The 24,564-nt window shown below is 71.6% G+C and carries 24 protein-coding genes, 4 tRNA genes and 1 pseudogene; 19 read left to right on the top strand and 10 right to left on the bottom strand.

The window, feature by feature from the left end:
• Nucleotides 1–2: 2 nt before the first annotated feature.
• Both EJK15_RS39285 and EJK15_RS39280 read left to right on the top strand, forming a co-directional pair.
• Nucleotides 3–864 (top strand): annotated as a pseudogene (locus tag EJK15_RS39285) (IS110 family transposase); the annotation flags it as partial.
• Between the two features lie 246 nt (nucleotides 865–1,110).
• Complete coding sequence (locus tag EJK15_RS39280; RefSeq protein ID WP_138715547.1) at nucleotides 1,111–1,548, top strand: site-specific integrase; 438 nt, start codon at nucleotides 1,111–1,113, stop codon at nucleotides 1,546–1,548.
• A 6-nt stretch (nucleotides 1,549–1,554) separates the two neighbouring features.
• On the opposite strand, the gene EJK15_RS39275 is transcribed toward EJK15_RS39280, so the two are convergent.
• Nucleotides 1,555–1,626 (bottom strand) — tRNA-Val (locus tag EJK15_RS39275).
• Nucleotides 1,627–2,076: 450 nt separating this feature from the next.
• Here EJK15_RS39275 and EJK15_RS39270 point away from each other — a divergent pair.
• A complete protein-coding gene (locus EJK15_RS39270) occupies nucleotides 2,077–2,493 on the top strand; it encodes an SsgA family sporulation/cell division regulator (RefSeq protein WP_138715546.1) in 417 nt (138 codons plus the stop codon).
• A gap of 30 nt (nucleotides 2,494–2,523) precedes the next feature.
• On the opposite strand, the gene EJK15_RS39265 is transcribed toward EJK15_RS39270, so the two are convergent.
• Nucleotides 2,524–3,081 (bottom strand): DUF305 domain-containing protein, encoded by a 558-nt coding sequence (locus EJK15_RS39265; RefSeq protein ID WP_240777496.1) that lies wholly within the window; start codon nucleotides 3,079–3,081, stop codon nucleotides 2,524–2,526.
• A 168-nt stretch (nucleotides 3,082–3,249) separates the two neighbouring features.
• Here EJK15_RS39265 and EJK15_RS39260 point away from each other — a divergent pair, with 168 nt between their 5' ends.
• The gene (locus EJK15_RS39260; protein WP_420847125.1) at nucleotides 3,250–4,611 is read left to right on the top strand and encodes an LVIVD repeat-containing protein; all 1,362 of its coding nucleotides are present in this window, start codon (nucleotides 3,250–3,252) and stop codon (nucleotides 4,609–4,611) included.
• Between the two features lie 166 nt (nucleotides 4,612–4,777).
• On the opposite strand, the gene EJK15_RS39255 is transcribed toward EJK15_RS39260, so the two are convergent.
• The 3 genes from EJK15_RS39255 to EJK15_RS39245 are packed head-to-tail and all read right to left on the bottom strand — an operon-like array spanning nucleotide 4,778 to nucleotide 7,518.
• Nucleotides 4,778–5,608, bottom strand: a complete 831-nt coding sequence (locus EJK15_RS39255) for an aminotransferase class IV (RefSeq protein WP_171074786.1) — start codon at nucleotides 5,606–5,608, stop codon at nucleotides 4,778–4,780.
• Nucleotides 5,609–6,571, bottom strand: a complete 963-nt coding sequence (locus EJK15_RS39250; protein WP_240777495.1) for a chorismate-binding protein — start codon at nucleotides 6,569–6,571, stop codon at nucleotides 5,609–5,611.
• 29 nt (nucleotides 6,572–6,600) lie between these two features.
• On the bottom strand, nucleotides 6,601–7,518 hold the full coding sequence (locus EJK15_RS39245) for a LysR family transcriptional regulator (RefSeq protein WP_171074785.1): 918 nt from the start codon (nucleotides 7,516–7,518) through the stop codon (nucleotides 6,601–6,603).
• A gap of 58 nt (nucleotides 7,519–7,576) precedes the next feature.
• Between EJK15_RS39245 and EJK15_RS39240 the strand changes: the two genes are divergently transcribed.
• Nucleotides 7,577–8,743, top strand: coding sequence for a Rid family hydrolase (locus tag EJK15_RS39240; protein WP_138715542.1), 1,167 nt, complete (start codon nucleotides 7,577–7,579; stop codon nucleotides 8,741–8,743).
• Here EJK15_RS39240 and hutH read toward each other — a convergent pair.
• The 3 genes from hutH to EJK15_RS39225 are packed head-to-tail and all read right to left on the bottom strand — an operon-like array spanning nucleotide 8,724 to nucleotide 11,602.
• Nucleotides 8,724–10,274, bottom strand: coding sequence for a histidine ammonia-lyase (gene hutH, locus EJK15_RS39235; protein ID WP_138715541.1), 1,551 nt, complete (start codon nucleotides 10,272–10,274; stop codon nucleotides 8,724–8,726). The genes EJK15_RS39240 and hutH overlap by 20 nt on opposite strands.
• Nucleotides 10,275–10,293: 19 nt before the next feature.
• The gene (locus EJK15_RS39230) at nucleotides 10,294–11,001 is read right to left on the bottom strand and encodes an ArsR/SmtB family transcription factor (RefSeq protein WP_138715540.1); all 708 of its coding nucleotides are present in this window, start codon (nucleotides 10,999–11,001) and stop codon (nucleotides 10,294–10,296) included.
• Between the two features lie 49 nt (nucleotides 11,002–11,050).
• The gene (locus EJK15_RS39225; protein ID WP_240777494.1) at nucleotides 11,051–11,602 is read right to left on the bottom strand and encodes a hemerythrin domain-containing protein; all 552 of its coding nucleotides are present in this window, start codon (nucleotides 11,600–11,602) and stop codon (nucleotides 11,051–11,053) included.
• Nucleotides 11,603–11,714: 112 nt separating this feature from the next.
• Between EJK15_RS39225 and EJK15_RS39220 the strand changes: the two genes are divergently transcribed.
• The 5 genes from EJK15_RS39220 (at nucleotide 11,715) to EJK15_RS39200 (ending at nucleotide 13,997) form a co-directional block, all read left to right on the top strand.
• A complete protein-coding gene (locus EJK15_RS39220) occupies nucleotides 11,715–12,914 on the top strand; it encodes a hypothetical protein (RefSeq protein ID WP_138715562.1) in 1,200 nt (399 codons plus the stop codon).
• 38 nt (nucleotides 12,915–12,952) lie between these two features.
• On the top strand, nucleotides 12,953–13,678 hold the full coding sequence (locus tag EJK15_RS39215; RefSeq protein WP_138715539.1) for an SDR family NAD(P)-dependent oxidoreductase: 726 nt from the start codon (nucleotides 12,953–12,955) through the stop codon (nucleotides 13,676–13,678).
• Between the two features lie 81 nt (nucleotides 13,679–13,759).
• Nucleotides 13,760–13,831, top strand: a tRNA-Gly gene (locus tag EJK15_RS39210).
• 15 nt (nucleotides 13,832–13,846) lie between these two features.
• Nucleotides 13,847–13,917, top strand: a tRNA-Cys gene (locus EJK15_RS39205).
• Nucleotides 13,918–13,922: 5 nt separating this feature from the next.
• A tRNA-Val gene (locus EJK15_RS39200) sits at nucleotides 13,923–13,997 on the top strand.
• Between the two features lie 116 nt (nucleotides 13,998–14,113).
• Here EJK15_RS39200 and EJK15_RS39195 read toward each other — a convergent pair.
• Together EJK15_RS39195 and EJK15_RS71210 are read right to left on the bottom strand one after the other, a co-directional pair.
• Entirely contained in the window at nucleotides 14,114–14,794 is a 681-nt protein-coding gene (locus tag EJK15_RS39195) for a DUF1275 family protein (RefSeq protein ID WP_138715538.1), read from the bottom strand.
• Between the two features lie 50 nt (nucleotides 14,795–14,844).
• Nucleotides 14,845–14,991: a hypothetical protein gene (locus tag EJK15_RS71210; protein WP_171074784.1), complete on the bottom strand. Its 147-nt coding sequence runs from the start codon at nucleotides 14,989–14,991 to the stop codon at nucleotides 14,845–14,847.
• Nucleotides 14,992–15,088: 97 nt separating this feature from the next.
• Here EJK15_RS71210 and EJK15_RS39190 point away from each other — a divergent pair, with 97 nt between their 5' ends.
• The 9 genes from EJK15_RS39190 to EJK15_RS39150 form a co-directional block, all read left to right on the top strand.
• Nucleotides 15,089–15,706 (top strand): MBL fold metallo-hydrolase, encoded by a 618-nt coding sequence (locus EJK15_RS39190; RefSeq protein WP_206061378.1) that lies wholly within the window; start codon nucleotides 15,089–15,091, stop codon nucleotides 15,704–15,706.
• A gap of 173 nt (nucleotides 15,707–15,879) precedes the next feature.
• A complete protein-coding gene (locus EJK15_RS39185) occupies nucleotides 15,880–16,335 on the top strand; it encodes a hypothetical protein (RefSeq protein ID WP_138715537.1) in 456 nt (151 codons plus the stop codon).
• A gap of 73 nt (nucleotides 16,336–16,408) precedes the next feature.
• On the top strand, nucleotides 16,409–18,964 hold the full coding sequence (locus tag EJK15_RS39180; RefSeq protein ID WP_138715536.1) for a hypothetical protein: 2,556 nt from the start codon (nucleotides 16,409–16,411) through the stop codon (nucleotides 18,962–18,964).
• A 41-nt stretch (nucleotides 18,965–19,005) separates the two neighbouring features.
• A complete protein-coding gene (locus tag EJK15_RS39175) occupies nucleotides 19,006–19,437 on the top strand; it encodes a nuclear transport factor 2 family protein (protein WP_138715535.1) in 432 nt (143 codons plus the stop codon).
• A gap of 113 nt (nucleotides 19,438–19,550) precedes the next feature.
• Nucleotides 19,551–20,774, top strand: coding sequence for a rod shape-determining protein (mreB, locus tag EJK15_RS39170; RefSeq protein ID WP_138715534.1), 1,224 nt, complete (start codon nucleotides 19,551–19,553; stop codon nucleotides 20,772–20,774).
• Nucleotides 20,771–21,529, top strand: coding sequence for a rod shape-determining protein MreC (gene mreC / locus EJK15_RS39165; RefSeq protein WP_138715533.1), 759 nt, complete (start codon nucleotides 20,771–20,773; stop codon nucleotides 21,527–21,529). The genes mreB and mreC overlap by 4 nt, the downstream gene beginning before the upstream one ends.
• A gap of 3 nt (nucleotides 21,530–21,532) precedes the next feature.
• The gene (locus tag EJK15_RS39160; protein ID WP_138715532.1) at nucleotides 21,533–22,045 is read left to right on the top strand and encodes a rod shape-determining protein MreD; all 513 of its coding nucleotides are present in this window, start codon (nucleotides 21,533–21,535) and stop codon (nucleotides 22,043–22,045) included.
• Complete coding sequence (mrdA, locus tag EJK15_RS39155) at nucleotides 22,038–23,969, top strand: penicillin-binding protein 2 (RefSeq protein WP_138715531.1); 1,932 nt, start codon at nucleotides 22,038–22,040, stop codon at nucleotides 23,967–23,969. Before EJK15_RS39160 ends, mrdA begins: the two co-directional genes overlap by 8 nt.
• On the top strand, nucleotides 23,966–24,564 hold a 599-nt coding region (locus EJK15_RS39150), incomplete at its 3' end, for an FtsW/RodA/SpoVE family cell cycle protein (protein WP_171074783.1). The genes mrdA and EJK15_RS39150, both read left to right, overlap by 4 nt.

Here is a 24,564-nt window from a genome sequence, read left to right as displayed (position 1 = left end):
TCATGGACAGCGAATACAGCGTGTTCCCAGGTCTGGACGTCGGCAAGAGCGACCACTACGCAACGGGCCTGGACCCCGACGGCCGGCGGTTGCACGACGCGCCACTGCCGAACAGCGAACCCAAACTGCGGGCGATGTTCGACAAGCTCGCCGCTCACGGCCGGGTGCTGGTCGTGGTGGACCAGCCCGCAACGATCGGCGCGCTGCCGGTCACGGTCGCCCGGGCCCGCGGTCACGACGTCGCCTACCTTCCCGGGCTGGCGATGCGCCGGATGGCCGACCTGTATCCCGGGCAACGCCAAAACCGATGCCCGGGACGCGTTCATCATCGCCGACGCTGCCCGCACCCTGCCGCACGCCTTGCGCCGCCTTGATGCCGGCGACGATGCTCTGGCCGAGCTCGACGTGCTGGTCGGCTACGACGACGACCTGGCCGCTGAGGCCACCCGGATCAGTAACCGCATCCGTGGGCTGCTCACCGGGACCCACCCAGCTCTGGAGCGGGTTCTCGGACCGAAGGCCAGCCACCCCGCGGTGCTGGAAATCCTGATCGGCTGCGGCGGACCGGCCGGGATCCGCGCGACCAGCCGCCGCAAACTGACCGCGATCGCGACCAAACATGCACCCCGCATGGGCGCCCGGCTCGTCGACGACATCCTCACCGCGCTAGACGAACAGACCGTCGTCGTTCCCGGCACCACCGCAGCCGACACCGTCCTGCCGAGGCTCGCCGACAGCCTCAAAACCGTCCTGGCCCAGCGCAAGACCGTCGCCGGCGAAGTCGAGGAGATCCTTGATGCGCACCCTCTTGCCCAGGTCCTGACCTCGATGCCCGGCATCGGCGTCAGGACCGCAGCCCTCATCTGCCTGGCACGCCCCTCTCTGTCAGACTGCTGTGCCCTGGGTAAGGATGCCGCACGGCCATCTCCGCGCTGCTGCGCACTCGGCAAGTGCTGCCAGAGCGTTCTGTCCGATCGCACGATCAAGGACGTCCGGGACACGCTGCGGGCCGCGCTGGGCATCGCCATCACTGAAGAGATCATCTCCAAGAATGTGGCCAGCGCCGTCCGGCTGCCGTCGCCGCGCAAGCGGAAGAGGAAATGGTGATCGGTGGAGGAGGCGCGCCGGTTCCTGGAAGCGGCATGTCAGGCTGACGATCCGCTGTTCGTCGCCTACGTTCTCATCTTGGTGTTGGGGCTGCGGGGCGGTGAAGCGCTCGGGCTCACCTGGAAGGATGTGGATCTCGACGCTCGGGAACTCACGATCACCTGGCAACTGCAACGGGTCGGCGGCAAGCTTCATCACCGTGAGACGAAGACGCCAGGTTCGGCGGCGGTCATGCCGATCCCGGACGTGTGCGTGCTGGCTCTCAAACAGCGGGGCGAACAGCAAGCGGCCGACAAGGTAGCCGCGGTCGAGGTGTGGGCCGGCAACGACCTGGAACGCTCTCAGGCGCCTCGGAGACAGTCTCGATCAGTAGGACTGCTGCACTTTGATGCTGCACAAAGATCAAAAGAGCCACATCCCGTGTTGGGGTGTGGCTCTTGACCTCGGTGGGCGATACTGGGATCGAACCAGTGACCTCTTCGGTGTGAACGAAGCGCTCTCCCGCTGAGCTAATCGCCCGCCCTGCCGGTCCCTCGCGGTGCCGACGGGAAAAACCATACCGCACTCCAGCACCTGCTGGCGAAGCGAAAGCGATCGGGAGGGGTCAGCAGCGCGAGGCGAGGGGAGGATTCAGGGTGAAAGGCGGCGGTTGCCCACCGGCACCAGGGGTCGGTGACATACCATCGTCGTGTCCCTGGAAGGCTCCGATCGCGATCTTCGCGAGAACGTTCATGGTCGGCCCTCCGGGGCAGGTTCCACAGCACGCAAAACCCTTGCAAATACGACCCGATTGATGCCGTTTAGCCTGGTAGATGCCTAAATGTCCAGCTGTGATGTGCGTTACAGAAGGCCCCTGAGGCGGAATCTTTCCTACAGGTTTCTTCGTTCCGCGTCATAGCTCAGGACGAAGTCCGTCAGAGCAGTGAAAGCCCCGTAGAGGGGACCTACGACGAAAAGGTTTGGCTGACGATGAACAGCACCACCGTCTCCGCCGAGCTTGGCCTTCGGCTTGTGGTCCCCGACCGTACAACCGTCCCCCTGCTCGCCGGACTGAGTTACACAGCCGACGATCCGTATGCCATCCGCATGGCCTTCCACGTAGGGAACGACGAGCCGGTCGAGTGGATCTTTGCTCGCGAACTGCTGACCGTAGGCATCGTGAGGCGTGTCGGCGACGGCGACGTGCAGGTCTGGCCCGCACGCGCCGACGGCGAGCGCACCTTGCACATCAGCCTCACGTCGCCGTTCGGCCAGGCGCTCTTCGAAGTTCCGCTGGCCCCGCTCACCGAGTTCCTGCATCGGACCTATGAGAAGGTGCCGGCGGGCCGCGAGACCGACTTCATGGATCTGGACGGCGAGCTGACGAACATGCTCTGGCCCTCGTAAAGGCACTACGGCGCGCGACGGGTGGAGCCGCTAGGCCGGCAGCGACTCCAGGACCTGCCTCATCCGGGCGATCTCGATGCTCTGTCCCGAGTACACGTCCTTGGCCATCAGCCGCATGCGCTGATCTTTCCCGTCGGCCAGTTCCTCCCCCGCCATCTTCACCGCCCCCTCGTGATGCCTGGTCATCAGCTGCAGGAACAGGCGGTCGAAGGCGTTCCCCTTGGCGGCGCGCAGCGCGTTCAACTCCTCCTGCGACGCCATCCCGTACCCCGCCGCCTGCTCGTGCGCGTGCCCGGCCGGAGCCGGGCGGCCCAGCTCGGTCAGCCAGCCGGTCATGGCCTTGATCTCCGGGGTCTGGGCGGCCGTGATCGAGCGGGCGATCGCGCGGATCCCCGGCGTGGTGGTGCGGTCGTCCACCAGGGAGGTCATCTCCAGGGCCTGGCGGTGGTGGGGGATCATGCCCTCCGCGAAGCGCACGTCCGAGGCCACCGCCGACTTCGGCGGCCGCCCGACCCGCTCCCCCGGCGTCGCCGTCCGGCCAGGCGCTCCCGGGCTTCCTGGCACCAGAACGGGGGCGTCCGTACCCACTGGCGACGGCTCTTCTACAGGCTTCGGAGCGCAGGATACAAGGGCGAATATAGCCATAACTGTGATGAACACCGTACGCGGCTGCGAACCTACTGACATAGCTTCCATGGTGAGCTACGAGACAAAGGGGAATGCGCGTTGATCTCTGCCAAGTTGCGCGGAGTGGTGTTGTGTACGGTCCTTCTGCTGGTCTCCGCGTGCGCGGCGGGCCCGCTGGCGTCGGATCCGGGGACACCCGCGGCCACACTGCAGGAGACCAGCGCTCCAGACAGTAAGCCCGCCACGGCCACGGGTGGCGTCATGACGAGCGAGAACGTCGAGCACGTCGCCAACGTGCCGAAGACCGCCCCGTTCGACGGGGTGGACGATATCAACACGGACCTGGCCTTTCAGGGCGACTATGCCTATGTGGGGAACTTCGGCGGATTCTCCATCTACGACATTAGCAATCCGGAGAAGCCGCAGGTCGTGAGCCAGGTGGCCTGCCCGGGCCAGCAGAACGACGTCACCATTTACGACAACCTGCTGATCCTGTCCATCGATGAGCCCAGGGGGGGCCCGGAGTGCGACGCGGGCGACGACGAGCGCGCCTGGGAAGGGCTGCGGATCTTCGACGTCAGCGACAAGAAGAGCCCGCGGTACGTCGGCGCCGTCGCGACCGAGTGCGGCTCGCACACGCACACGATGATCCCCGCCGAGGACAGCCTGTACGTGTACGTCTCCTCGCCCGGCCCCGAGCCCGACTCGGAGACCTGCCCGGCGCCGCACGAGCTCATCCAGGTCGTGGAGGTCCCGCTGAGCTCTCCCGGGTCCGCGAGGATCGTGTCGAAGCCGGACATCTTCCCCGAGCGCCAGAACTCCGATCTGGCCTCCGGCTGCCACGACATCACCGCCTACCCGGAGAAGAAGCTGGCCGCGGCCGCCTGCTTCGGCGACGGCGTGCTGCTGGACATCTCAGACCCGGTCAATCCGAAGGTCCTCCAGCAACTCACCGACAGGGAGAACTTCCAGATCTGGCACTCGGCGACGTTCAACAACGACGGGACGAAGGTCGTCTTCAGCGACGAGCTGGGCGGCGGCGGCCAGGCCACGTGCGACCGCAACACGCCGAACACGAAGGGCGCGAACGCCGTCTACGACCTGGTGGACGGCCAGTTGCAGCGGCGCGGCTACTTCAAGATCCCGCGGGAGCAGCAGCAGGACGAGAACTGCGTGGCGCACAACGGCTCGCTGATCCCGGTGCCGGGCAAGGACGTCATGGTCCAGGCGTGGTACCAGGGCGGCGTGTCGATCTGGGACTTCACCGACTCGGCGAACCCCAAGGAGATCGGCTTCTTCGAGCGCGGCCCGTTCCGCCGCGGCGGCGGCGCCATCGCGGGCTCCTGGTCGGCGTACTACTACAACGGCTACATCTACTCCAGCGACATCATGGAGGGCCTGGACGTCCTGAAGATCGACGACCCGCTCACGAATCCGGCCGAGAAGGTCAAGATGGACGACTTCAACGTCCAGACCCAGAAGAGTTACTGAGACGGTCACGGTGCCGACGGCGCCGCCGCGCGATGGCGGCGCCGTTGAGCCGTCGCACGAGGCCGACCGGGGGCCGTGACACCTCGATCGGCTGAACCCGGGTGGGGCCTGAGACACGAGACGGCCCCGCCCTGGACAGGGCGGGGCCGCCGGACACGGGAGCGGGTCACGGGTCCAGATCGGCGGCGGAGCGCTCGGCGAAGACGCGCATGGCCTTGGTGGTGATCGGGCCGGGGGCGATCGGCAGCTCGGTGTCGTCCACCAGCCTGATCGGCTGGATGTCGCGGGTGGTGGAGGTGAGGAATGCCTCCTCGGCCTCGTACAGGGCCGCCAGCGGCACGTCGGTCTCTTCGCCGCCGTACCATTCGAGCACCAGCGCCCTGGTGACGCCGGCCAGGCAGCCGGACTCCAGGGTGGGGGTGAGCAGACGCCCGTCGCGGACGATGAAGATGTTGGAGCCGGTGCCCTCGCAGAGGTCGCCGGCGAGGTTGCCGAAGATCGCCTCGCCGCCGCCGCGCTTCTTGGCGTGCAGCAGGGCCTTGGCGTTGTCGCCGTACGAGGTGCTCTTGACGCCGGACAGGGCGCCGCGCTCGTTGCGCGGCCAGGGGACGACGGCGACGTTGGCGGTGGCGGGGAACGGCTTCTGGTCGTCCACGATGACGACCGAGGTGGTGCCCTGGTCGCCGCGGTCGGAGCCGAGCGGGCCCGGGCCGCTGGTGTAGGTGACCCGAATGCGGCCCAGCTCCCAGGCAGGCGCGGCCTCAAGGCACTTCGCGATGCCGTCGGCGATGGCCTCGAGGTCGGGCTCGGGCAGGTCCATGCGCTGGGCGGAGAGCTTGAGCCGGTCGAGATGCCTGGTGAGCGCGAACGACTTCCCGTTCACGATCTTGATCGTCTCGAACACGCCGTCGCCGACCATCAGCCCATGGTCGAACACGGAGACGGTGGCCCGCGCGGGGTCGATCAGCTCCCCGTTGACCCAGACAGGGATGTTCATTCAGTTTCCTCCTGTGGATGCCAGTGCGATGAGCCTGGCTGCTTTGAGCTCGGTCTCGAGCCATTCGCGTGCGGGGTCGCTGCCCCACGTGATGCCCGCTCCCGTGCCGAACCGGATCTCATCTTTGCCGTGGTCCGCCGCGGAGATCCAGAATGTTCTGATGCCCACGGCCAGTGCCGCCCTCTTCCGGTCGGCGTCGACCCAGCCCACAGCCCCACAGTACGGCCCGCGGGGTGCTGGTTCGAGCTCATTGATGATGCGCAGTGCCGACGATTTGGGCGCGCCCGTGACGGATCCGGGCGGGAACGTCGCCGCGAACAGCTCGGGCCAGCCCATCCCCGGCGCCAGCCGGGCGCGCACGGTGGAGACGAGATGGACGAGCCCGGGATGCGCCTCGACCGCGCACAGCGACGGCACCTCGACGGAGCCGACGGCCGCGACCCGGCCCAGGTCGTTGCGGACCAGGTCGACGATCATGACGTTCTCGGCGTAGTCCTTGTCGAGCAGGTCGCCGGCGGTCACGCCGGTGCCCTTGATCGGCCTGGACTCCACGACGTCGCCGTCGCGCGACAGGTAGAGCTCCGGCGACGCGGAAACCACGCTGAGCCCGGGCACCCGGATCACGCCGGAGTAGGGCGCCGGATTCCCGGCGGCGATCCTGGCGGCCAGCGCGAGGGGGTCGGCGTCGCGCGGGACGGGCGCGGTCAAAATCCGGCAAAGATTCGCCTGGTAGACCTCGCCCTGCTCGATGTAGTCGCGGATGGCGCGCACTCCGCGCTCGTAGGCCGCCCGGTCGAGCGAGCTGTGCCACTGGCCGGGGTGCGGCCCGTGCCAGGGGGCGGCCGGTCTGGGCAGGGGCGCCTGCCGCACCCGGTCGAACCGGGCGCACGTGACCTTGCCCTCGTAGTCCACGACGACGGCCCACCAGCCCCGGCCGTCGAGCGCGGCCAGGTCGGAGGTCACGTCCCGCAGTCCGGTGGCGTGGAGATGACCTAAATGGGCGAAACCGTCGTACACATCTCCCATTCTCCCAGCAATCCGACCAGCTCCAGCGCGGCGGGCAGTGGCTCTTCGGGCAGAGCCGCGTACACCTTGCGCGCGGGCGCCATTCCGCGCAGCGGGCGCAGCACCAGATCCCGCGGTACGGCCCGCGCCGCCAGCTCCGGCACCAGCGTCACCCCCAGCCCGGCCGCGACGAATCCGAACTTGCCCGTCCATTCGGCCACCCGCAGCCCGCTGCGCGGCGTGAACCCGGCGGCGGCGCACGCGGTGACCAGCAGCGTGGGCTGCCCGCGCGGGGCCGCCTCGATCCACGTCTCGCCGGCCAGGTCGCGCAGGTCCACGTCCTCGTCGCCGGCCAGCCGGTGGCCGGCGGGCAGCGCGACGTACAGGCGGTCCTCGAGCAGCGGCACGGCACGCGCCCCGTCGGCGGGCAGCCCGGCCGGGTAGTCGCTGATCACGGCCACGTCCAGCGCTCCCGCGCGCAGCCGGTCCATCAGCCGCGGGGTGAGCCCCTCGACCAGGCGCAGCTCGACGCCGGGGCGCCGCTCGGCGAACCGCTTGAGCGTGCCGGGCACCAGGTCCACGTTGGCGGTGGCGAACGCGCCCACGCGCAGCGTCCCGCCGCGGCCGCCGTGGATGGCGGCCAGCTCGTCTCCGGCGCGTTCGAGCCGGTCCAGGACCGCGACGGCGTGGCGGTGCAGGGCGGCACCGGCGGGCGTCAGGCGTACCCCTCGGGCGAGGCGCTCGAAGAGCGGCCCTCCGGTGGCGCGCTCCAGCGCGGCGACGCGGCGGGAGACCGCCGACTGGGTGTATCCGAGCAGCTCGGCGGCGGCGGTGAAGGACCCGCTCCGGGCCACCTCGTCGAAGAGCCGCAGGGCGGCGGTGTCAAAGGCATTCACGTCAGGCATGGCTGATATGCAATCTAGTCGGTGGTGGAATACCTCGCATCCGGGTTGACTGTTGCGCATGATTGCTTTTCTCGGACAGGGGCGCATGGGCGCCCCCATGGCGCGGCGGCTCGTGGACGCCGGGCACAAGGTGACGACGTGGCGCCGCGGGACCGGCGTCTCGGCCGCCGAAGCGGTGGACGGCGCGGACCTGGTCATCACGATGCTCAGCGACCCCGCCGCGGTGCGCGAGGTGCTGGCGGCGGCGCTGCCGGGGCTGCGGCCCGGCGCGACGGTGGTCGAGATGTCCACGATCGGCCCCGAGGCGGTGCGTGAGCTGCGGGCGCTGCTGCCGCCGTCGGTCGGGCTCGTGGACGCGCCGGTGCTGGGCAGCGTGGGCCCCGCCACGGACGGCACGCTGACCGTGCTGGCCGGTGGTGATCTGGCGGGCTGCCGCGAGGTGCTGCCGGTGTTCGGGTCCGTGCGGGAGCTCGGGCCGCTGGGGGCGGGCGCGGCCATGAAGATCGCCGTCATGAGCGCGCTGGTGCCGGCGCAGGTGCTGCTGGCGGAGACGTTCGCCTACGGCGAGGCGCACGGCGTGGACCGCGGCGCGCTGATCGACGTGCTGTCGGGCACTCCGCTGGGCGCGCTGGCGGAGCGGCTGCGCGTGCCCGCCGCGCAGACCCGCTACTCCCTGGCCCACGCGGCCAAGGACCTGGAGCTGGGGGCGTGGGAGGGCGCGTCGCTGGCCACGGCCGCCAGGGCCCGGCTGCGGGAGGCGCGGGAGGCCGGGCTGGGCGAGCAGGATCTGACGGCGATCGTGGATCATGCCGGGGGCCGGCCCGGTTCCCGGGCGGTGCCGGTCAACGTGCCGGCTATCCCGGCCACGAACGGCATGTACTCACACGCCGTCCGCGTCGGCGACATGCTCTACGTCTCCGGCCAGGCCGCCTTCGACGAGCACGGGAACATCGTCGGCGAGGGCTCCATGGCCGCCCAGGCCGAGCACGTCTTCCAGGTCATCGGGCACATCCTGGCCGATCAGGGGGCCACGTTCGACGACATCGCGTTCATCAGGACGTATGTGACGGACATGGAGGCGCGCGCGGAGTACGGCGCGGTGCGCCGCAAGTACATCACCGGCACGCCCCCGGCCAGCACCACCGTGGAGGTGTCGAAGCTGTTCATGCCGGGCCTGCTGCTCGAGGTGGACCTGATCGTGGCGCTCAGGCCAGGGAGCCGGTGACGGACTCCGCGGCCGCCACCACGCCGCCGTCGGCGACCAGGCGGACGGCGGAGTCGATCTCCGGCGCCAGGAACCGGTCGGGGCCGGGGGCGGGCACGGTCTCCCGCAGCGCCCTGACCACGGCGGCCGTGGCGGGCGCGGGCTCCAGCGGGGCCCGCAGGTCGATCGCGCGGGCGGCGGTGAGGACCTCGATGGCCAGCACCCGGGTCAGCCCGTCGATCGACCTGCGCAGCTTGCGCGCGGCCGACCAGCCCATGGAGACGTGGTCCTCCTGCATGGCCGAGCTGGGGATGGAGTCCACGCTCGCCGGCGTGGCGAGGCGCTTCAGCTCGGAGACGATCGCGGCCTGGGTGTACTGGGCGATCATGTGCCCGGAGTCCACGCCGGGGTCGTGGGCCAGGAACGCGGGCAGGCCGTGGTTGCGGGCCACGTCCAGGAACCGGTCGGTACGGCGTTCGGACATCGAGGCCAGGTCGGCGGCCACGACGGCGAGGAAGTCCAGGACGTACCCGATGGGCGCGCCGTGGAAGTTGCCGTTGGACTCGACGCGGCCGTCGGCGAGCACGGCGGGGTTGTCGACGGCGCTCGCCAGCTCCCAGCCGGCCACGGTGGCGGCGTGCGCGATCGTGTCGCGGACGGCGCCGGCGACCTGCGGGGCGCAGCGCAGGGAGTAGGCGTCCTGGACGCGGGTGCACGCCTCCGGGTCGCGGTGGCTGGCCATGATGCCGGAGTCGCTGAGGATCCTGATCATGTTGGCGGCGGAGCGCGCCTGCCCCGGGTGCGGCCGCAGCGCCTGCAACTCGGGGGCGAACACCGCGTCGGTGCCCAGCAGCGCCTCCACGCTCATCGCGGCGCTCACGTCGGCGGTCCTGACGAGCGTGGTGAGGTCGTGGATGGCGAGGATCAGCATGCCGAGCATGCCGTCCGTGCCGTTGATGAGCGCCAGGCCCTCCTTGGCGGCCAGCTCGACGGGCTCGATGCCGGCCTGCTTGAGCGCCTCGGCCGCCGGCTGGATCTTGCCTTCCTTGTCGCGTACGACGCCCTCGCCCATGAGCGTGAGGGCGACGTGCGCGAGCGGCGCCAGGTCGCCCGAGCAGCCGAGGCTGCCGTATTCGTGCACGATCGGCGTGATCCCCGCGCTGATCAGCGCGGCCAGGGTCTTGGCGGTGTTCGGCCGGACGCCGGTGTGGCCGGAGGCCAGCGTGCGCAGGCGCAGCAGCATGAGCGCGCGCACGACCTCGGTCTCCACCTCGGGCCCGCTGCCCGCCGCGTGGGAGCGGACGAGCGAGCGCTGGAGCTGGGTGCGCAGCGCGGGATCGATGTGCCGGGTGGCGAGCGCTCCGAACCCCGTCGAGACGCCGTACGAGGGCGTCGGGCTCTCGGCCAGCTCGTCCACCCGCTGGCGGGCGGCCGACATGGCGGCCACCGCGTCGTCGGTGAGCTGGACTGCGGCCCCGTGCCGGGCCACCTCGATCACGTGTTCGGGGGTCAGCGGCCCAGGGCCGACGTTCACGACTCCGTTGTCGCGCATGATGCGTCACTCTCGCTTGCTAGGTAACCGGCGTATGCGATGTTAGCTCCTTACTCGGGAACATCGCCGACAGCCCCTCCCTGCCCTCCTCGGTGAGGATCACCGCCCTCGGAACGTTCCCCCGCCGATACCATCCCCGCTCGAACAGCGCCTCGGTGACCGCCGCCCCCAGCGCCCCGCCGAGGTGGGACCGGCGCTCGGTCCAGTCCAGGCATTCGGGCGCGAACCGCCGCCTCGACCGCCGCGCGCCCGCGACGTCCACGCCGAGCCCCGCCAGCAGCCGCTCCCCCTCGCCGGTCAGGTCCTGCGCCGCGTAGTAGCCGCCCTCCCTGAGCCGGTCCAGCAGCCCCACCCCGGCGCGCCCGGCCAGGTGGTCGTAGCAGGTGCGGGCCTCCTCCAGCAGCCTGGCCTGCCTGGACTGGCGCAGGGACCGCACGGGCGGGCGGGCGCTGATCCTGGCCAGCACCTCGAGCACCTCGGCCACCTCGTGCCCGGCCAGCCGGTAGTAGCGGTGGCGGCCCTGGCGTACGACGTCCACCAGCCGGCCGTCGAGCAGCCTGGCCAGGTGCGCGCTCGCGGTGGCGGCGCTCACGCCCGCGACCCTGGCCAGCTCGCCGGCCGCCAGCGCGCGGCCGTCGAGCAGGGCCGTCAGGATGGCCGCCCGGGTCGGATCCGCGATGAGCGCGGCCACGGGGGCGATGTCGGCGTCACGAGCGATGTACTCCATGCTCCCGACACTAATACGCCGACATTTCGCCCGTCGTCGAAGGATGCCCTCAGTCCTTTCCGAGAGCCTTGCGGATCACCTCCCGGGCCCGGTCCATGACCGCGATGGGCGTCCCCAGCAGCACGTTCTTGGTGGCGGACTCCGTGCCGGGATGCGGGCGCGTCGGCGCGAGTCTCTCGGCCGCCCGCACCGCCGCCGCCATCGCCCGCCGCTCGGCCGTGGAGGTGTGCGCGCGCAGTTTGGCGAACTCGTACCGCTCCTCGCCGCGCGCGTGCGCCGTCACGGCAGTACGCAGCTCGGCGAGGCGCTCCCAGAACCGGGGATGGTCCACGCCGTTCCTGTGCAGGTCGAGGAGGAGCCGCTTGGCGTGGTTCTCCTCGCGCAGCCGGTCGGCGACCACGCCCTGCCCGTTGTCGAGCTTCCTGCGCGCGTACGGGTGGACGATCTCCTCCTCGGCGGTCTCGTGCACGGACAGCATCCGCGTCAACCGGCCGAACGCGGCCTCCACCTTGTCCTGCGGCGCCTGCTCGACCTCGTCGAACAGGTCCCTGATCTGCCCGTGCTGAGCCATCAGCAGCTCGATCACATCGTGTTCACCCACTCCAGCGCCCTACCCGGGGGCGGCGGACGGCACGCGTTTTCTTACCGAACGCGGGCCGTTCGAGGAGGCAACGCGGAGGTTGCCCGGCCGGTCCCCGGGTACGGGCGGCGACATGGCCTTCGACCCGTTGCAGGAGCGGGGTATCCCGCTGGACGATCAGCTGCGCGACTGGCGCGAGCTGAACGTCACGCCCATCGATCCCGATCATGCCGACCCGTACACCCGGTGCCGGATCATCGCGATGAACGGCATCGAGGTGGAGGCGATCCTGTTCAGCCACCAGTTCGCCCGGCACTGCCCCGACGTCGAGCTCAAGCGGCAGCTGGCCCAGGTCCGCTACATCGAGTCCCAGCAGCAGAAGGCGGTCAACTGGCTGCTGCCCGGGGCCGCCTCGGTGCTGGAGACCACCATCGCCTACGAGCAGGTCGCCGTGGACCTGACCGCCTGGGTGGCCCGCATGGAGCCCGATCCCTACCTGAGCAAGGCGTACGAGTTCGGCGTCCTGGAGGACTTCGATCACCTCTACCGCTACGCCAACCTGTACGAGATGATCGAGCACCGCAAGGCCGAGAAGATCGTCGACCAGCTCACCGAGGTCATGCCAGGCCGGCCGACGTACCTGCACCACCGCGACGGCATGGACAACGTGCGCGAGCCGTACCGCAGGAGCGTGACGGAGCCGCTGTCCCGCCTGCACGCGCTCACGATCACGGCGGCCGAGCAGCAGACGATGAACTTCTACATGAACGTCGGCCCCATGCACATGGAGCCGATCGCGCGCCGGCTCTACCAGGAGATCGGGCTGATCGAGGAGGAGCACGTCACCCACTACGAGTCGCTCGTCGACCCCGGCGAGAGCTGGTGGGAACGGCTGCTCAACCACGAGTACAACGAGTGCTACCTCTACTACTCCTTCATGGAGACCGAGTCCGATCCCAGGGTGAAGCGCATCTGGGAGCTGCATCTGGGGATGGAGCTGGAGCATCTCCGCCTCGCGGCCGAGCTGTTCAAGCGGTTCGACGGCCGCGACCCGGACCAGGTGCTGGCCCCGGCCCTGCCGCCGCCGGTGACGTTCGAACCGAACAAGGCTTACCTGCGCGACCTGCTCGCCACCCAGATCGACCACACCACCCTGGGCACCGGGTACGTGCGGGAGGCGCACGAGCGCTTCACGAGGATGCAGGAGGCGATCATGGGCGGCGAGAAGCCGCCGTCGGAGCAGGTCATCGACGACAACCGCGCCATCTCCGGTCAGGACTACCGCCTGGAGATGGCGGTGCCGCACCCGGCGGGCCTCCAGCGCAGCCCCTAGAGGGCGCTGCGCCGACCCGGTGGCTAGAGTCGGCTTCCATGACCTCAGTCGCCCTCGTCACCGGCGCGTCCCGCGGCCTCGGAGCCGTGATCGCGCACCGGCTGGCCACCGACGGCCTGGCCGTCGCCGTCAACTCCCGCGCGGACTCGGCCGGACTCCAGCAGGTGGTGGACGGCATCCGCGCCGCAGGCGGCACCGCGGAGGCGTTCCCCGCCGACGTCACGGACGAGACCGACGTGGTGCACCTGATCGCCCAGGTCACCGAGCGGCTCGGCCCTGTGGGCGTGCTGGTGGCGAACGCGACCGGCCCGCAGCCGTCGATCCCCTTGGCGGACCTCACCTGGGAGGCGCACCTCGACCAGCTCCGCTTCTTCGTCAAGAGCCCCACCCTGCTGGTTCAGGCGGTCCTGCCCGGCATGAGGGAACGGGGCGGCGGCCGCGTCATCCAGATCGGCTCCGACATCGTCGACCGCAATCTGCCCGGCATGTCGGCGTACATCGCGGCCAAGGGCGCCCAGCACGCGCTGACCGAGGCGTGGGCGAGGGAGCTGGGCCCGTACGGCATCACGGTCAACGTCGTCGCCCCCGGCTGGATCCCCGTGGAGCGGCACGCTGATCTCGACCAGAGCGGCTACCTGGCGGAGGTGCCGCTGCGCCGGATCGGCACCCCCGCGGACGTGGCGGCGGCGGTGTCGTTCCTCGCCTCGGACGGCGGCGCGTTCGTCACCGGGCAGCGCGTCACGGTCAACGGCGGCCACACCTGACCTGCGCGGGCGTATTCCGGTTTGGGGACTCGGCCAGGATTCGCTACAGTTCTCTCGTCGCCCGGCGCGAGCGGGGCGGATGCGGAAGTGGCTCAGTGGTAGAGCATCACCTTGCCAAGGTGAGGGTCGCGGGTTCGAATCCCGTCTTCCGCTCGGAGCTTCCGGCTCGGTGGCGTGGCCGAGAGGCGAGGCAGCGGCCTGCAAAGCCGTCCACACGGGTTCAAATCCCGTCGCCACCTCACAAGGACGATTAGCTCAGCGGGAGAGCGCTTCCCTGACACGGAAGAGGTCACTGGTTCAATCCCAGTATCGTCCACCAGGCTTTACCAGGTGAGAGGCTAGGCGCGGCAGCCTCTTGGTCGTTCGACCGTCCTTTGACTGTGCCGAGAAGCCGGCCGATGAGCATCCTCAGCTCTGCCGTCCGCAGGTCGCCACCTAGGCATCCTCGATGTCCGGCAGGACATGCTGCCGGGTGAGGACTGCTCCCGCGCCGACGATCGCTACGGCGCACCAGCAGACCACGCTGAGCGACCAGATGCGTGCGCCTGCTGCGCCGATGATGGCGCCGACGACGTACAGCAGCCAGACCATGCCGAGCATGGCCGCGCGGTGCCGTCGCCGGGGTTGCTCGGCGGTTCGGGCGAACAGCGCAGCCACCGTGCCGGTGACCACCGTGGTGATCACCCCGGGAAGGCCGAGCCGCACCGCCTGCACACTTTGGATTCCCATGGCGGCGGCCGCCATTCCCACGCGCACCGCGGCCGGACCTGGCAGAGCCGCCACCCCTGCCAGCAGGAGCGCCTCAGCCCCCAGCAGCGGCCAGATGCGGGCCAGGACCCCGGCCCGCCCCAGCCACCCCGCAGCCGCTGCGCCGAGACCGAACGCCGGCAGGGAGGTCAACGGCCCCGTCACGCCGACGACGCCGGACGCGGCCTCGTCTGTGCCGTCGGGCGGGAGATGCTCAGCGAGCCCAATGGCCAGCAGCACGCAGTTTCCCGTCTGATTGGCCACGAACACGCCGCCCATCTTCAGAAAGACGGCCGCGTCCACCAACCCGGCCAGGATCGTGAGAACCAGGGCGAGTCCGGTCGGCTCACTCTCCCGTTTGAGGCACATGGATCCAAGCTCTCACCATCTGTCGGCGAGCAGCCCAAGCGCCGCACCGCTCACAGCAGACCGAGACGGCCGGCCAGGTCCACCGCCTCGATGAGCACGACCACGTCGAAGCGCCGCAGGTGGATGGATTCCCGGTGGTCTCGGATGTACGGCAGGCGTCCCAGCGGTGGCATGGCGAGGGCGTCGAAGAGCGACACGCGGTGAACGTCGTCGCGCGAGCGCAACTGCTCGGCGCAGCCGTGCAGCCGCGGCCCGTACGGGTTGCGGGGCCCTGCCCATGGGCAGCACGAGTCCGTGACCGTACGGCTCCGCCTCTGGGGAGTGGGAGCGATGAACTCGCCCCGCTACCGTCCCGCGGGTTTGCTGGCCGCCTGGCGCGGCCGGCGCGTGTTGCTGGACGGAGACGAGGGTGAAGGCGCGCTGGACGCGTGGCTGGTCTGCGACGAGCGAGCCGAGCTGATGCCGCGGATTCGCCGAGCCGCCACGGGCCTGGGCCTGACCGCCGCGGTGGCGTCTTATGAGGCCGCCGGGGTGGCGATCCGGCCGTCGCCGGTCCGCCACACCTCGCATCCCACCTACGGCTACGTGATCGAGACGGCCGGGGCGCGGGCCGTCTGGGCGCCGGAGTTCTGGGAGTTCCCCGAGTGGGCAGCCGGAGCGGACCTGATGTTCGCCGACGCCGCGGGCTGGGACCGGCCGATCCGCTTCGCCGGCGGCGTGGGCGGGCACGCCTGCGTCCTTGAGGTGGCGCGGGCGGCCAGAGAACGCGGCGTGAGGCGGCTGATCTTGGCGCACATCGGGCGCCCGTCCATCCGCGCCCTCGACCGCGGCGACCGGCCGCCCTTCGGCGAGTGGGGCGTCGAGGGACGCACCTACCGCCTCACCCCCGGGGACAACCCTGTCGCCGTATGACGTGCAGGGGGTGTCAAGGCCTGTGCGTAGCCGGTGCGGACGGTCGCGCCGTCCAGGTGTCCCGTCGTCACGGGACGAGAAGTCCCACCCGGACGGGGACCGGTGGATCATGACGCCCGGCTGCCCGCCTTCCATGCTCGAGTCACACATCGAGCTTCCACAGAGGAGAAGGCATGTCCATTCCCATCACCGCCGTTCCCGCCGGCCGGGCGCTCAGCACGGCGCTGTTCGCCGGGGTCGGGCTGCTGCTCGCCATGGACGTCATCGGCGCGTTCATATCGGTGTCCGCCGGGCTGAACCCGACGGTCCTGGACGCGCTCGGGCCGCAGGCGCGGCTGTCCGCGCCGATTTCGATGATGATCGCGCAGATCGTGCTGGTCACCGGGGCGACCCGCCGCCACCGCGGTGTCGCCGTCCCGGCCGCGGCACTGCTGGTCGTCGCCGGGGTGCTGGCCTTCGTCTCCGGGTTCTTCGACGGCGGCTACGCGGCCGATCTCACGGCGGGCCAGCGGGTCTACCAGGTGGCCCTCGTCTCGGGGCACCTGGGGGTGAGCGTTCTTGCGGCGTTCCGGCTGGCGCGGCTGCTCCGCCGCCCGCGCCGGTCAGGGATTTCCGGTGGCAACAGGTGAGATCGCTCACCCGCCGGCCACTTCATGGTCACTACCGTGAGGGACGTGACCCGGTGGGGGCAGAGGACGGGGCGTGGCGAAATCGACACGTACGTTCCTGCTCGTGGCCGCAGGCTCCGCGCTGGCCGTCTCCGGCCTCTGCGCCCTGCCGCCCGTGGGCGGGTTTCTGCTCGGCCGGCCGCTCGTAGGAGCGCTGGTCTTTCCCGGCCTGGGTCAAGGGCCGGTGGTGATGGCGGCGGCGACCCTGGTGGGATTCACCGTGACGCTGACGGTCGGCGCGTATGTCGTCTTCCGGTGGTCCGGGTTCGGCGCGTCGCCGGTCGGGCTGGTCGTCTGCTGGGGGCTGGCAGGCGGACCGGCCGGAGTGGTCGCCGTGCTGGCGTGGGCTCAGGCGTGGGGGGCGGCGTTCTTCGAATACGGGCCGCACGCCGCCTCGTGGGGGATGGCGACGGCCCTGGTCGCCGTCCTGGTGGCGCTGGCCGTGACGCGTACGCTGCCCGCCGCTCCCCCGGAGCCCGGGAAGCGGTCGTTCCGGCCGCGCCGGTGGGTGCTGCCCTGCCTGGTGATCGGCTGGGCGGTGCTGTGGAGCGTGCTGCTCAGGGAGCGGGAGCCGTTGCTGGCCTGGCTGCCGCTGTCGTTCGGCTACTTCCACCAGGTGGCCGTGGTGCTGGCGGCCGTCGTGGCGAGCCATCTGGAGGGGGCGCTGCGGCGGCGGCTGCCGGTGGAGGGGCGGCCGGGGCGTACCTTCGTGCTGGCGTGGATCGCGCTGTGCTCGGCGCCCGTCGTGTACGCAGCCGTCGTCGCGATCGATCGCGGCATGCGGGAGTTGCTGCTCGCCGATCCGCTGAGCGCGACCTGGGCGGCCGAGTACGTCCGCGACCTCGGGGCGGCGCTGGTCGCCGAGCCGGCGCAGATCGCGCTGCCTCCGCTGCTGCTCGCGCTGGCCGGCACCGGGCTCCAGCTGGTCCTCCCGGCCAAGGAGCGGCCGCCCGCGGCGCCGGATCCGGTGCGGTCCGATCGGCGGTGGAGCCTGCTCGTGGCGGGGGCGGCGCTCGCGCTGACGTACTTCTGCGTGGCCGCCACCTCCAGGTATCCCGTGCTGACGCGGCGGACGTACGACGAGCAGACCCCCATGATGCTGCGGGCGCTCGCCTTCCTCGCCCCGCCCGATCCGGAGCTGGAGCGGACCGCGGTGGTGTGGTTATGGGCGGTGACAGCGGCGTTCGGGGTGCTGTCGGCGGTCCTGGTCTACGTCACGGTGCGCGGGCAGCTCGTGCGGCTCTTCCCGGCGTCCGACTACCTGCTGCTGGTGGGCGCGCTCGCGCTCGCGGCGGCGCTGGCGTGGAACGCGGGCGGTGTGATCGCCCGCGCGGTGACCGGTGAGCGGCTGCTGGGGATCTCGCCGGCGCGGGAGGCGGCGGTCTTCACGGCGGTCGTCGTGCCGGCCTTCGCGGCGCTGCTGTTCATCGTGCACTCGCAGGTGGGCTTATCCAGGTTCGTGCGCATCGTGGAGCTGGAGGGCGAGGAGAGCTGGGCGAAGCTGGGCGAGCGGTACCGGGCCTGGAAGGAGCAGGTGCGGCCGCACCTGCCGAGCAGGCGGGAGCGCGGCGTGATCGCGGCCCGGGTGGCCGGGGGCGCGCTGGTGACGGCCGTGGTGGCGGGCGCGTTGCACGGGTTCGGGGTCGACCAGGTCCGCGACGGCGAGGGTCTGCTCGCCGTGCCCGCCCTGTCCGTCCGGCAGACGCCGATGGAGAACCTGGCCGGCGGCCTGTACGTCGTGCTGCTGGCCGGGCTGGTCTACCTGGGATTCGGCAGGCTGAACGGGCAGGAGCGCCGGCTGTCGTCGTGGCCGGCCGTATGGGGGCTGTCGGTGGTGGCCGGCGGGCTGGCGGCCCTGGTGCGGGAGCCGTTCGATCCGATGGCCGGGCTGCAGATGGGCTTCGTCGCCGGGCCGTTCGCGGCGGCGGGGCTGGCGGTGCCGATCCGCCGGAAACCGCTCCTGTACGCGGCCGTGCTGCTCGTCGTGGTGACGGCGGCCCCGGCCGTCCGGCAACCACCCCCGGCGCCGCAGCAGGTCGTGATCGGCTCGGCCGCCTGGAGGGAGCAGCGGCCGCGGCTGACGATCGACGTCTCCTACCCGCGGGCCGCGGGCGAGGACGTGCAGCGGCTGAACGCGGCGCTGTTCGCGCCGGTCAGGGAGCGCGTCGAGGACGCGTTGCGGGGCCTGCGCGCGAACCCGGTGGCCACCGGCGCCGTGACGGGCACACACCTCGTGGTGCGCAACGACGCCCAGGTGATCTCCGTCCGCTACCTGATGGCGGGCGAGCACCGGCGCGCGCTCAACTACGACGTTGCCGCGGGCCGGTCGCTCACCGTGTACGACATCTTCGCCCCTGCCGCGCTCACCCCGGCGGGCCGGCGGCGGCTGGCCGAAGCGCTGCGGCCGTTCATGCCGGCCGGCCAGGATCCGCGGACCGTGACCGTGGACAACGACCGCCTGCTGGTCAACCTCGGGACGGGCGCGGTGGAGTTCGCGTTCGGCCGCGGCTACTTCTGCACCGGCTGCGCGCCGTTCACGGTACGGGTCCCCCACGAACGGCTCGCCGGGCTGCTGCGCAGGCCGGTTTGAGCACCCTGGTCATCGAGCCCGATCAGCGCGACGATCACAGCATGGACGCTCAGGAAATCGCCGACCGCCTCGAGATCGCCGGCCTGCTGGCCCGCTACACCCTCGCCATCGACTCCGGCCGGTGGGAGCTGCTCGACGAGGTGTTCAGCGCGGACGCGGTGATCGACTACAGCTCCGCGGGCGGCATCAAAGGCACCCGGGACGAGGTCAAGGCCTGGCTGGCCGAGGTGCTGGCGCACTGGCCGGGCCGCCTGCACCTCATCGGCGCCCCCGCGATCGACTTCCAGGACGGCGAGGCGCGGGTGAGCGCCCCCTTCACCGACACCCTCGCCCCGACCAGGGAGATGGTCGCGGCCGGCACCGAGGGCTTCCTGCACGGCGGCGGGTGGTACCACCACCGGATGCGGCGCACCCCCGACGGCTGGCGCAGCACGGAACTGGTGGAGGAGCAGAGCTGGCGAACGGCCCGCTGACCTGCGGCGACGGCGACGCTACAGACATATTGCGTTTGCGGTGAGATCGCCGGGGGCAGCGCGAGAGCGGGCAGTGTCCCCCTGCCCCTTCCCGGTCGAAAGGCTGTGCGGCAATGGCATTCGCATTGGGTCTTCTCGGTCATGACATAGCAGTCGACCTCGGCACCGCCAACACACTCGTCTACGTCCGCAGGAAGGGCATCGTGCTGAACGAGCCCTCCGTCATCGCGATCAACCTTCACAAGAACACCGTCGTGGCCGTCGGCAAGGCGGCCAAGCGCATGGTGGGCCGCACTCCTCCGCACATCGCCACGATCAGGCCGCTCAAGGACGGCGTGATCGCGGATCTGGACGCGGCGGAGCGCATGTTACGCATGTTCATCCAGAGGGCGCACCCCAGCAGGTTCCTGGCCAAGCCCCGCATCGTGGTGGCGGTGCCGAGCGGCACCACCTCCATCGAGCAGCGGGCCGTCAAGGAGGCCGCCTACGAGGCGGGCGCGCGGCGGGTGCACATCATCGAGGAGGCGATGGCCGCGGCGATCGGCGCCGGGCTGAAGGTCGGCGAGGCCACCGGCAACATGGTCGTCGACATCGGCGGCGGCACCACGGAGGTCGCGATCGTCTCCATGAGCGGCGTCGTCGTCGCCAAGTCGCTGCGGGTGGGCGGTGACGAGCTGGACGAGGCGATCATCACGTACGCCAAGAAGGAGCACGCGCTGCTGCTCGGCGACCGTACGGCCGAGCGGCTGAAGATCGAGCTGGGCATGGTGCGGCCCGCGCCCGCCCAGGGCGCCGAGATCACTCCCCGGGGCAAACACCGGGTCGGCGCCCCCAACGGGGGTGACTCCATGCCGCCCATCGTGGTGGAGGAAGAGGAGCCCGAGCCGCCGCAGCCGCACCGGTGGAACCCGTTCCGGTCCAGGCCCAAGCAGGACGCCACGCCGCCGAGCGCCGCGCCGGGGCCGATCGCTCCGGACGCCAGCGCCCCGGTGCGCGGCCGCGACCTGGTCAGTGGCCTGCCGAAGACGGCGATGGTGACGTCGGAGGAGATCAGCGAGGCCATCGAGGACCAGGTGCAGACCATCATCGACTCCGTGCAGACGACGCTCGACCAGTGCCCGGCCGAGCTGGCCGGCGACCTGCTGGACAACGGCATCGTGCTGACCGGCGGCGGGGCGCTGCTGCGCGGCCTGGCCGAGCGGATGGGCCAGGCCACCGGCATGCCGATCAGGGTCGTGGACAAGCCGCTGTACTCGGTGGCGCTGGGCGCGGGCCGCTGCGTCGAGCGCTTCCAGGCGATGCGGGACGTCCTGCTGCCCGATTGGTCCCGGCGGTGAAGCGGACGCTCGTCCTGCTCGTGCTCGTCGCCGGTGTCCTGATCGTCGTGGTGGACCGTACGCTCATGCCGCTGGAACCCCTGCGGGCGGCGGGCTCCACCGTGTACGGCACCGTCGAGAGCGCGATCGGCACGGTCACCCGGTCGGTCGGCGGCGAGGCACGGCTGCGGGCACTGGAGCAGGAGAACGCCCGGCTGCGGGCGATCGAGCAGGAGAACGCCCGGCTGCGGTCCGATCTGGGGGCGGCCGGGACGAAGAGCCAGGCGGCGGCGCGGCTGCGGGGCGTGGCCGCGCACGTGGTCGGGTTCGGGCAGGGCCAGAAGGTCACCATCGACGCCGGCGCGGCGGCGGGCATCGTGCGGGACGTGACGGTGCTCAACGCCGACGGGCTCGTGGGCAAGGTCACCTGGGCGGGCCCGGCCACCGCGTCCGTGTCGCTGATCACCGATCCCGGCTCCTCGGTGGGCGCGCGCATGGCGGGCTCCGGCGAGCTGGGCGTGGTGACCGGGCTGGCGGGCGAGAGCAGGCTGCGGCTGAGCCTGTTCGACCCGAACGCGCCGCTCAAGGTCGGCGACCAGGTGGTGACGCTCGGCTCGGCCGGCGGGCGGCCGTACGTGGCGGGGCTGCCCATCGGCACGGTGGCGGCGATCGAGAGCGTGCCGGGCGCGGCCACGCGCACGGCGCTGGTGCGGCCCGCCGCCCGGCTGTCGGCCCTCGACCTGGTCGCGGTGATCGTGCCCGCGCCTGGGAGGTGAGCCATGGGACTGGTGCTGTTGCTGCTCACGGCGCCGCTGCTGCAGGTGCTGCTGGTCGGCAGGTCGCCGTGGGGCGGGCCCGAACTGGTGACGCTGGCCGTGGTGTGGCTGGCGATGTCCAGAGGGCCGGTCTGGGGATGCGTGGCCGGGCTCGCCGGCGGGCTGGCCGCCGACGTGACGCCGCCCGCCGACGGCACGATGGGGCGTACGGCGCTGGTGCTGGCCGTGACCGGGCTGCTGGCCGGCCGGTGGCAGCAGGGCAGGCCGCTGCCCGAGGGGCGCCGGCGGGAGGGCCGTCCGCCGCTCGTCGGCGCGGCGAGCGCCGCCCTGGGCGTCGTGCTGCAGGCGGGCGCGGCGGTGGCGCTGGGCGACGAGCCATGGAGGTCGGTGGTCGCGGAGGCGCCGTGGACGCTGGCGTGGACGGTGGCGCTCGGGGCGCTGGTGAGCCCCGTGCTGCTGCGCCGGCGACGGTCCCCCGCCGCCGCGGAGCCCCGGGTGGCGATGCGTCGTGTCTAGGGCCAGGTTGTTCGTGCTGCGGCTGGTCGTCGCGGCGATGGTGGTCACGCTGATGGGGCGGCTGTGGTTCCTGCAAGTGGTCAGCGGGGCGCAGTACGTGCAGGCGGCGGCGGACGTGCGGATCAGGACCGTGCCGGTGCCGCCCGTCCGGGGGCAGATCGTCGACGTGGCCGGGCGTCCCCTGGTGACGAACCGGACCAGGCCGGTGGTCACCGTGGACGCGGTGGCGCTCGCCCACCAGCCCGACGGCGGGCGGGCGGTTCTCGAACGGCTGGGTAAGGTGCTGCGGCAGCCGTACAAGCAGATCGCGGAGAAGGTCCGGCTGTGCGGGCCGCAAGTGCCGCAGCCGTGCTGGCAGGGGTCGCCGTACGAGCCGATCCCCGTCGCCGAGGGCGTCACCGTGCCGGTGGCGCTGCAGATCAGCGAGCGCCAGCAGGACTTCCCCGGCGTCCGCACGGAGCTGCGGCCGGTGCGGGTCTACCCGTTCGGCGCGGCGGCGGCGCACACGCTCGGGTACGTCCAGGGCGCCAAGGGCCGCGACGGCCTCGAAGGCGTGTACGACGGGGAGCTGGCCGGCCGGCCGGGGCGCAAGGACGTGGCCGTGGACAACACCGGCCAGGTCACCAGGACGCTCCGCCAGGACCCGCCCGTCCCCGGCGACACGCTCGTGACCAGCATCGACTCCCGCATCCAGACGATCGCCGAGCAGGCGCTCGACCGGGCGCTGGAGGGCAGCGGCGGCTCGTCCGGCGCGGCCGTGGTGATGGAGTCGAAGACCGGCCGCGTGGTCGCGCTGGCCGGGCTGCCCGCCTACGACCCGGCCGTGTGGACCGACGGTGTGACGGCCCGCGAGTACAAGCGGCTGCCGCTGCTGTCGCAGTCCGTGCAGGGCGAGTGGGCGCCCGGCTCGACGTGGAAGGTCGCCTCGGTGGCGGCCGCCGCGCAGGCCGGGTACGGGCTCGGCGCCCTCTACGACTGCCCGAGCGGCTACACGGTGGGCAACCGGGTGTTCAGGAACTTCGCCAGCGCCGACCTCGGCCTGATGACCATGCACGGGGCGCTGGTGAAGTCGTGCGACACGATCTTCTACCGGCTGGCCGACCAGCTATGGGAGCGCGGGTCCGAGGCCATGCAGGAGACCGCCCGCAGGTTCGGCTTCGGCAAGCCGACCGGGGTGGACCTGCCGGGGGAGGCGGCCGGGGCGGTGCCCGACGCGGCGTCGAAGAAGGCGTACTGGCAGGCGACGCGCAAGGAGAGCTGCCGCCGGGCCGTCAAGGGCTACCCCGAGCTGGCCGACCAGGGCCGGGCGGCGTACCTGACCGCGATCGCGAAGGAGAACTGCCGCGGCGGCGGCGTGTGGCGGGGCGGCGACGCGGCCAACTTCTCCATCGGGCAGGGCGGCGTGCTGGTCACGCCGCTGCAGCTGGCCCGGGCGTACGCGGCCGTCGCCAACGGCGGGACGCTGCACAGCCCGCGCGTCGGCCAGAAGATCGTCCGTCCTGACGGCACCACGGTCAGGACCATCACGCCGCCCGTGGCCGGGAAGCTGCCCGCCTCGGCCGAGACGCTGCGGTTCATGAGGGCCGCGCTGAGCCAGGTGCCGAGGAAGGGCACGGCGGAGGAGGCGTTCGACGGGTTCCCGTTCGGCAAGATCGCGGTGGCCGGGAAGACGGGGACGGCGGAGTCGTTCGGGCGGCGGGACACCTCGTGGTTCGCGTCGTTCGCGCCGGATCCGGCCTACACCGTGGTCGTCGTCCTGTCGGAGGGCGGCCGCGGGGGCGAGGGCGCGGCGCCGGCGGCCCGCGACATCTGGGAGGGCATCTTGGGACTGACGGAGCGGCGAACGTTCGGGCCCGAGAGCGGTAGCTTGCGTGACCAGCGAGGGCCAAGTGAGCGCGACCATCCAACACAGGAGCGGCGATGATCGCGGTCACCGGGAAGCGGCGGATCGTGTGGGCGCCGACGCTGGCCGCCCCCGACTGGACGCTGACGCTGCTCGCGCTCGCCCTGTCCGTGGTCGGCCTGCTGCTGGTGTGGTCGGCCACGCGGATGGAGGGCGACTACGCGCTGCTCGTCCGGCAGGCGGTGAGCGTCGGGCTCGGGCTGGTGCTGATGTGGTTCGTGTCCCGGTGCGACCTGCGGGTCCTGCGGGCGTACGTGCCGCTGGCCTACGTGCTGGCGCTGATCTCGCTGGCGGGCGTGCTGAGCCCGCTCGGGGTCCGGGTGAACGGGGCGCACTCGTGGATCGTGCTGGCTCCCGGGGTGCAGTTCCAGCCGTCCGAGTTCGCCAAGGTGGCGCTCGCCCTGGCGTTCGCGGTGCCGCTCGGCGAGCTGCGCGACGGGCAGCGCCGGCCCGGGTTCGGCGGGGTGCTGCTGGCGCTGGTGCTGGCCGCGGTGCCGATCGGGCTGATCGCGCTGCAGCCGGACCTGGGCACGATGCTGGTGTTCGCGGCCATGGTGGCCGGAGCGCTGCTGGTGTCGGGGGCGCCCAAGCGGTGGCTGCTGGTGCTGGTGGCGGG

The sequence above is a fragment of the Nonomuraea basaltis genome (assembly GCF_005893125.1).
GTDB lineage: Bacteria > Actinomycetota > Actinomycetes > Streptosporangiales > Streptosporangiaceae > Nonomuraea > Nonomuraea basaltis.
Note: the sequence above shows the minus strand (reverse complement) of the source record. Positions and strands in the feature narration are given on the sequence as shown.

Coding starts and splice junctions, on each gene's coding strand:
- EJK15_RS39270 (WP_138715546.1), top strand. CDS start 2,077: ATGAACAGCACCACCGTCTCCGCCGAGCTTGGCCTTCGGCTTGTGGTC.
- hutH (WP_138715541.1), bottom strand. CDS start 10,274: ATGCGCGACAACGGAGTCGTGAACGTCGGCCCTGGGCCGCTGACCCCC.
- EJK15_RS39215 (WP_138715539.1), top strand. CDS start 12,953: ATGACCTCAGTCGCCCTCGTCACCGGCGCGTCCCGCGGCCTCGGAGCC.
- EJK15_RS39175 (WP_138715535.1), top strand. CDS start 19,006: ATGGACGCTCAGGAAATCGCCGACCGCCTCGAGATCGCCGGCCTGCTG.
- EJK15_RS39185 (WP_138715537.1), top strand. CDS start 15,880: ATGTCCATTCCCATCACCGCCGTTCCCGCCGGCCGGGCGCTCAGCACG.
- EJK15_RS39230 (WP_138715540.1), bottom strand. CDS start 11,001: ATGGAGTACATCGCTCGTGACGCCGACATCGCCCCCGTGGCCGCGCTC.
- EJK15_RS39245 (WP_171074785.1), bottom strand. CDS start 7,518: ATGCCTGACGTGAATGCCTTTGACACCGCCGCCCTGCGGCTCTTCGAC.
- EJK15_RS39195 (WP_138715538.1), bottom strand. CDS start 14,794: ATGTGCCTCAAACGGGAGAGTGAGCCGACCGGACTCGCCCTGGTTCTC.
- EJK15_RS39255 (WP_171074786.1), bottom strand. CDS start 5,608: ATGAACATCCCTGTCTGGGTCAACGGGGAGCTGATCGACCCCGCGCGG.
- mreB (WP_138715534.1), top strand. CDS start 19,551: ATGGCATTCGCATTGGGTCTTCTCGGTCATGACATAGCAGTCGACCTC.
- EJK15_RS39220 (WP_138715562.1), top strand. CDS start 11,715: ATGGCCTTCGACCCGTTGCAGGAGCGGGGTATCCCGCTGGACGATCAG.
- EJK15_RS39240 (WP_138715542.1), top strand. CDS start 7,577: ATGATTGCTTTTCTCGGACAGGGGCGCATGGGCGCCCCCATGGCGCGG.
- EJK15_RS39160 (WP_138715532.1), top strand. CDS start 21,533: ATGGGACTGGTGCTGTTGCTGCTCACGGCGCCGCTGCTGCAGGTGCTG.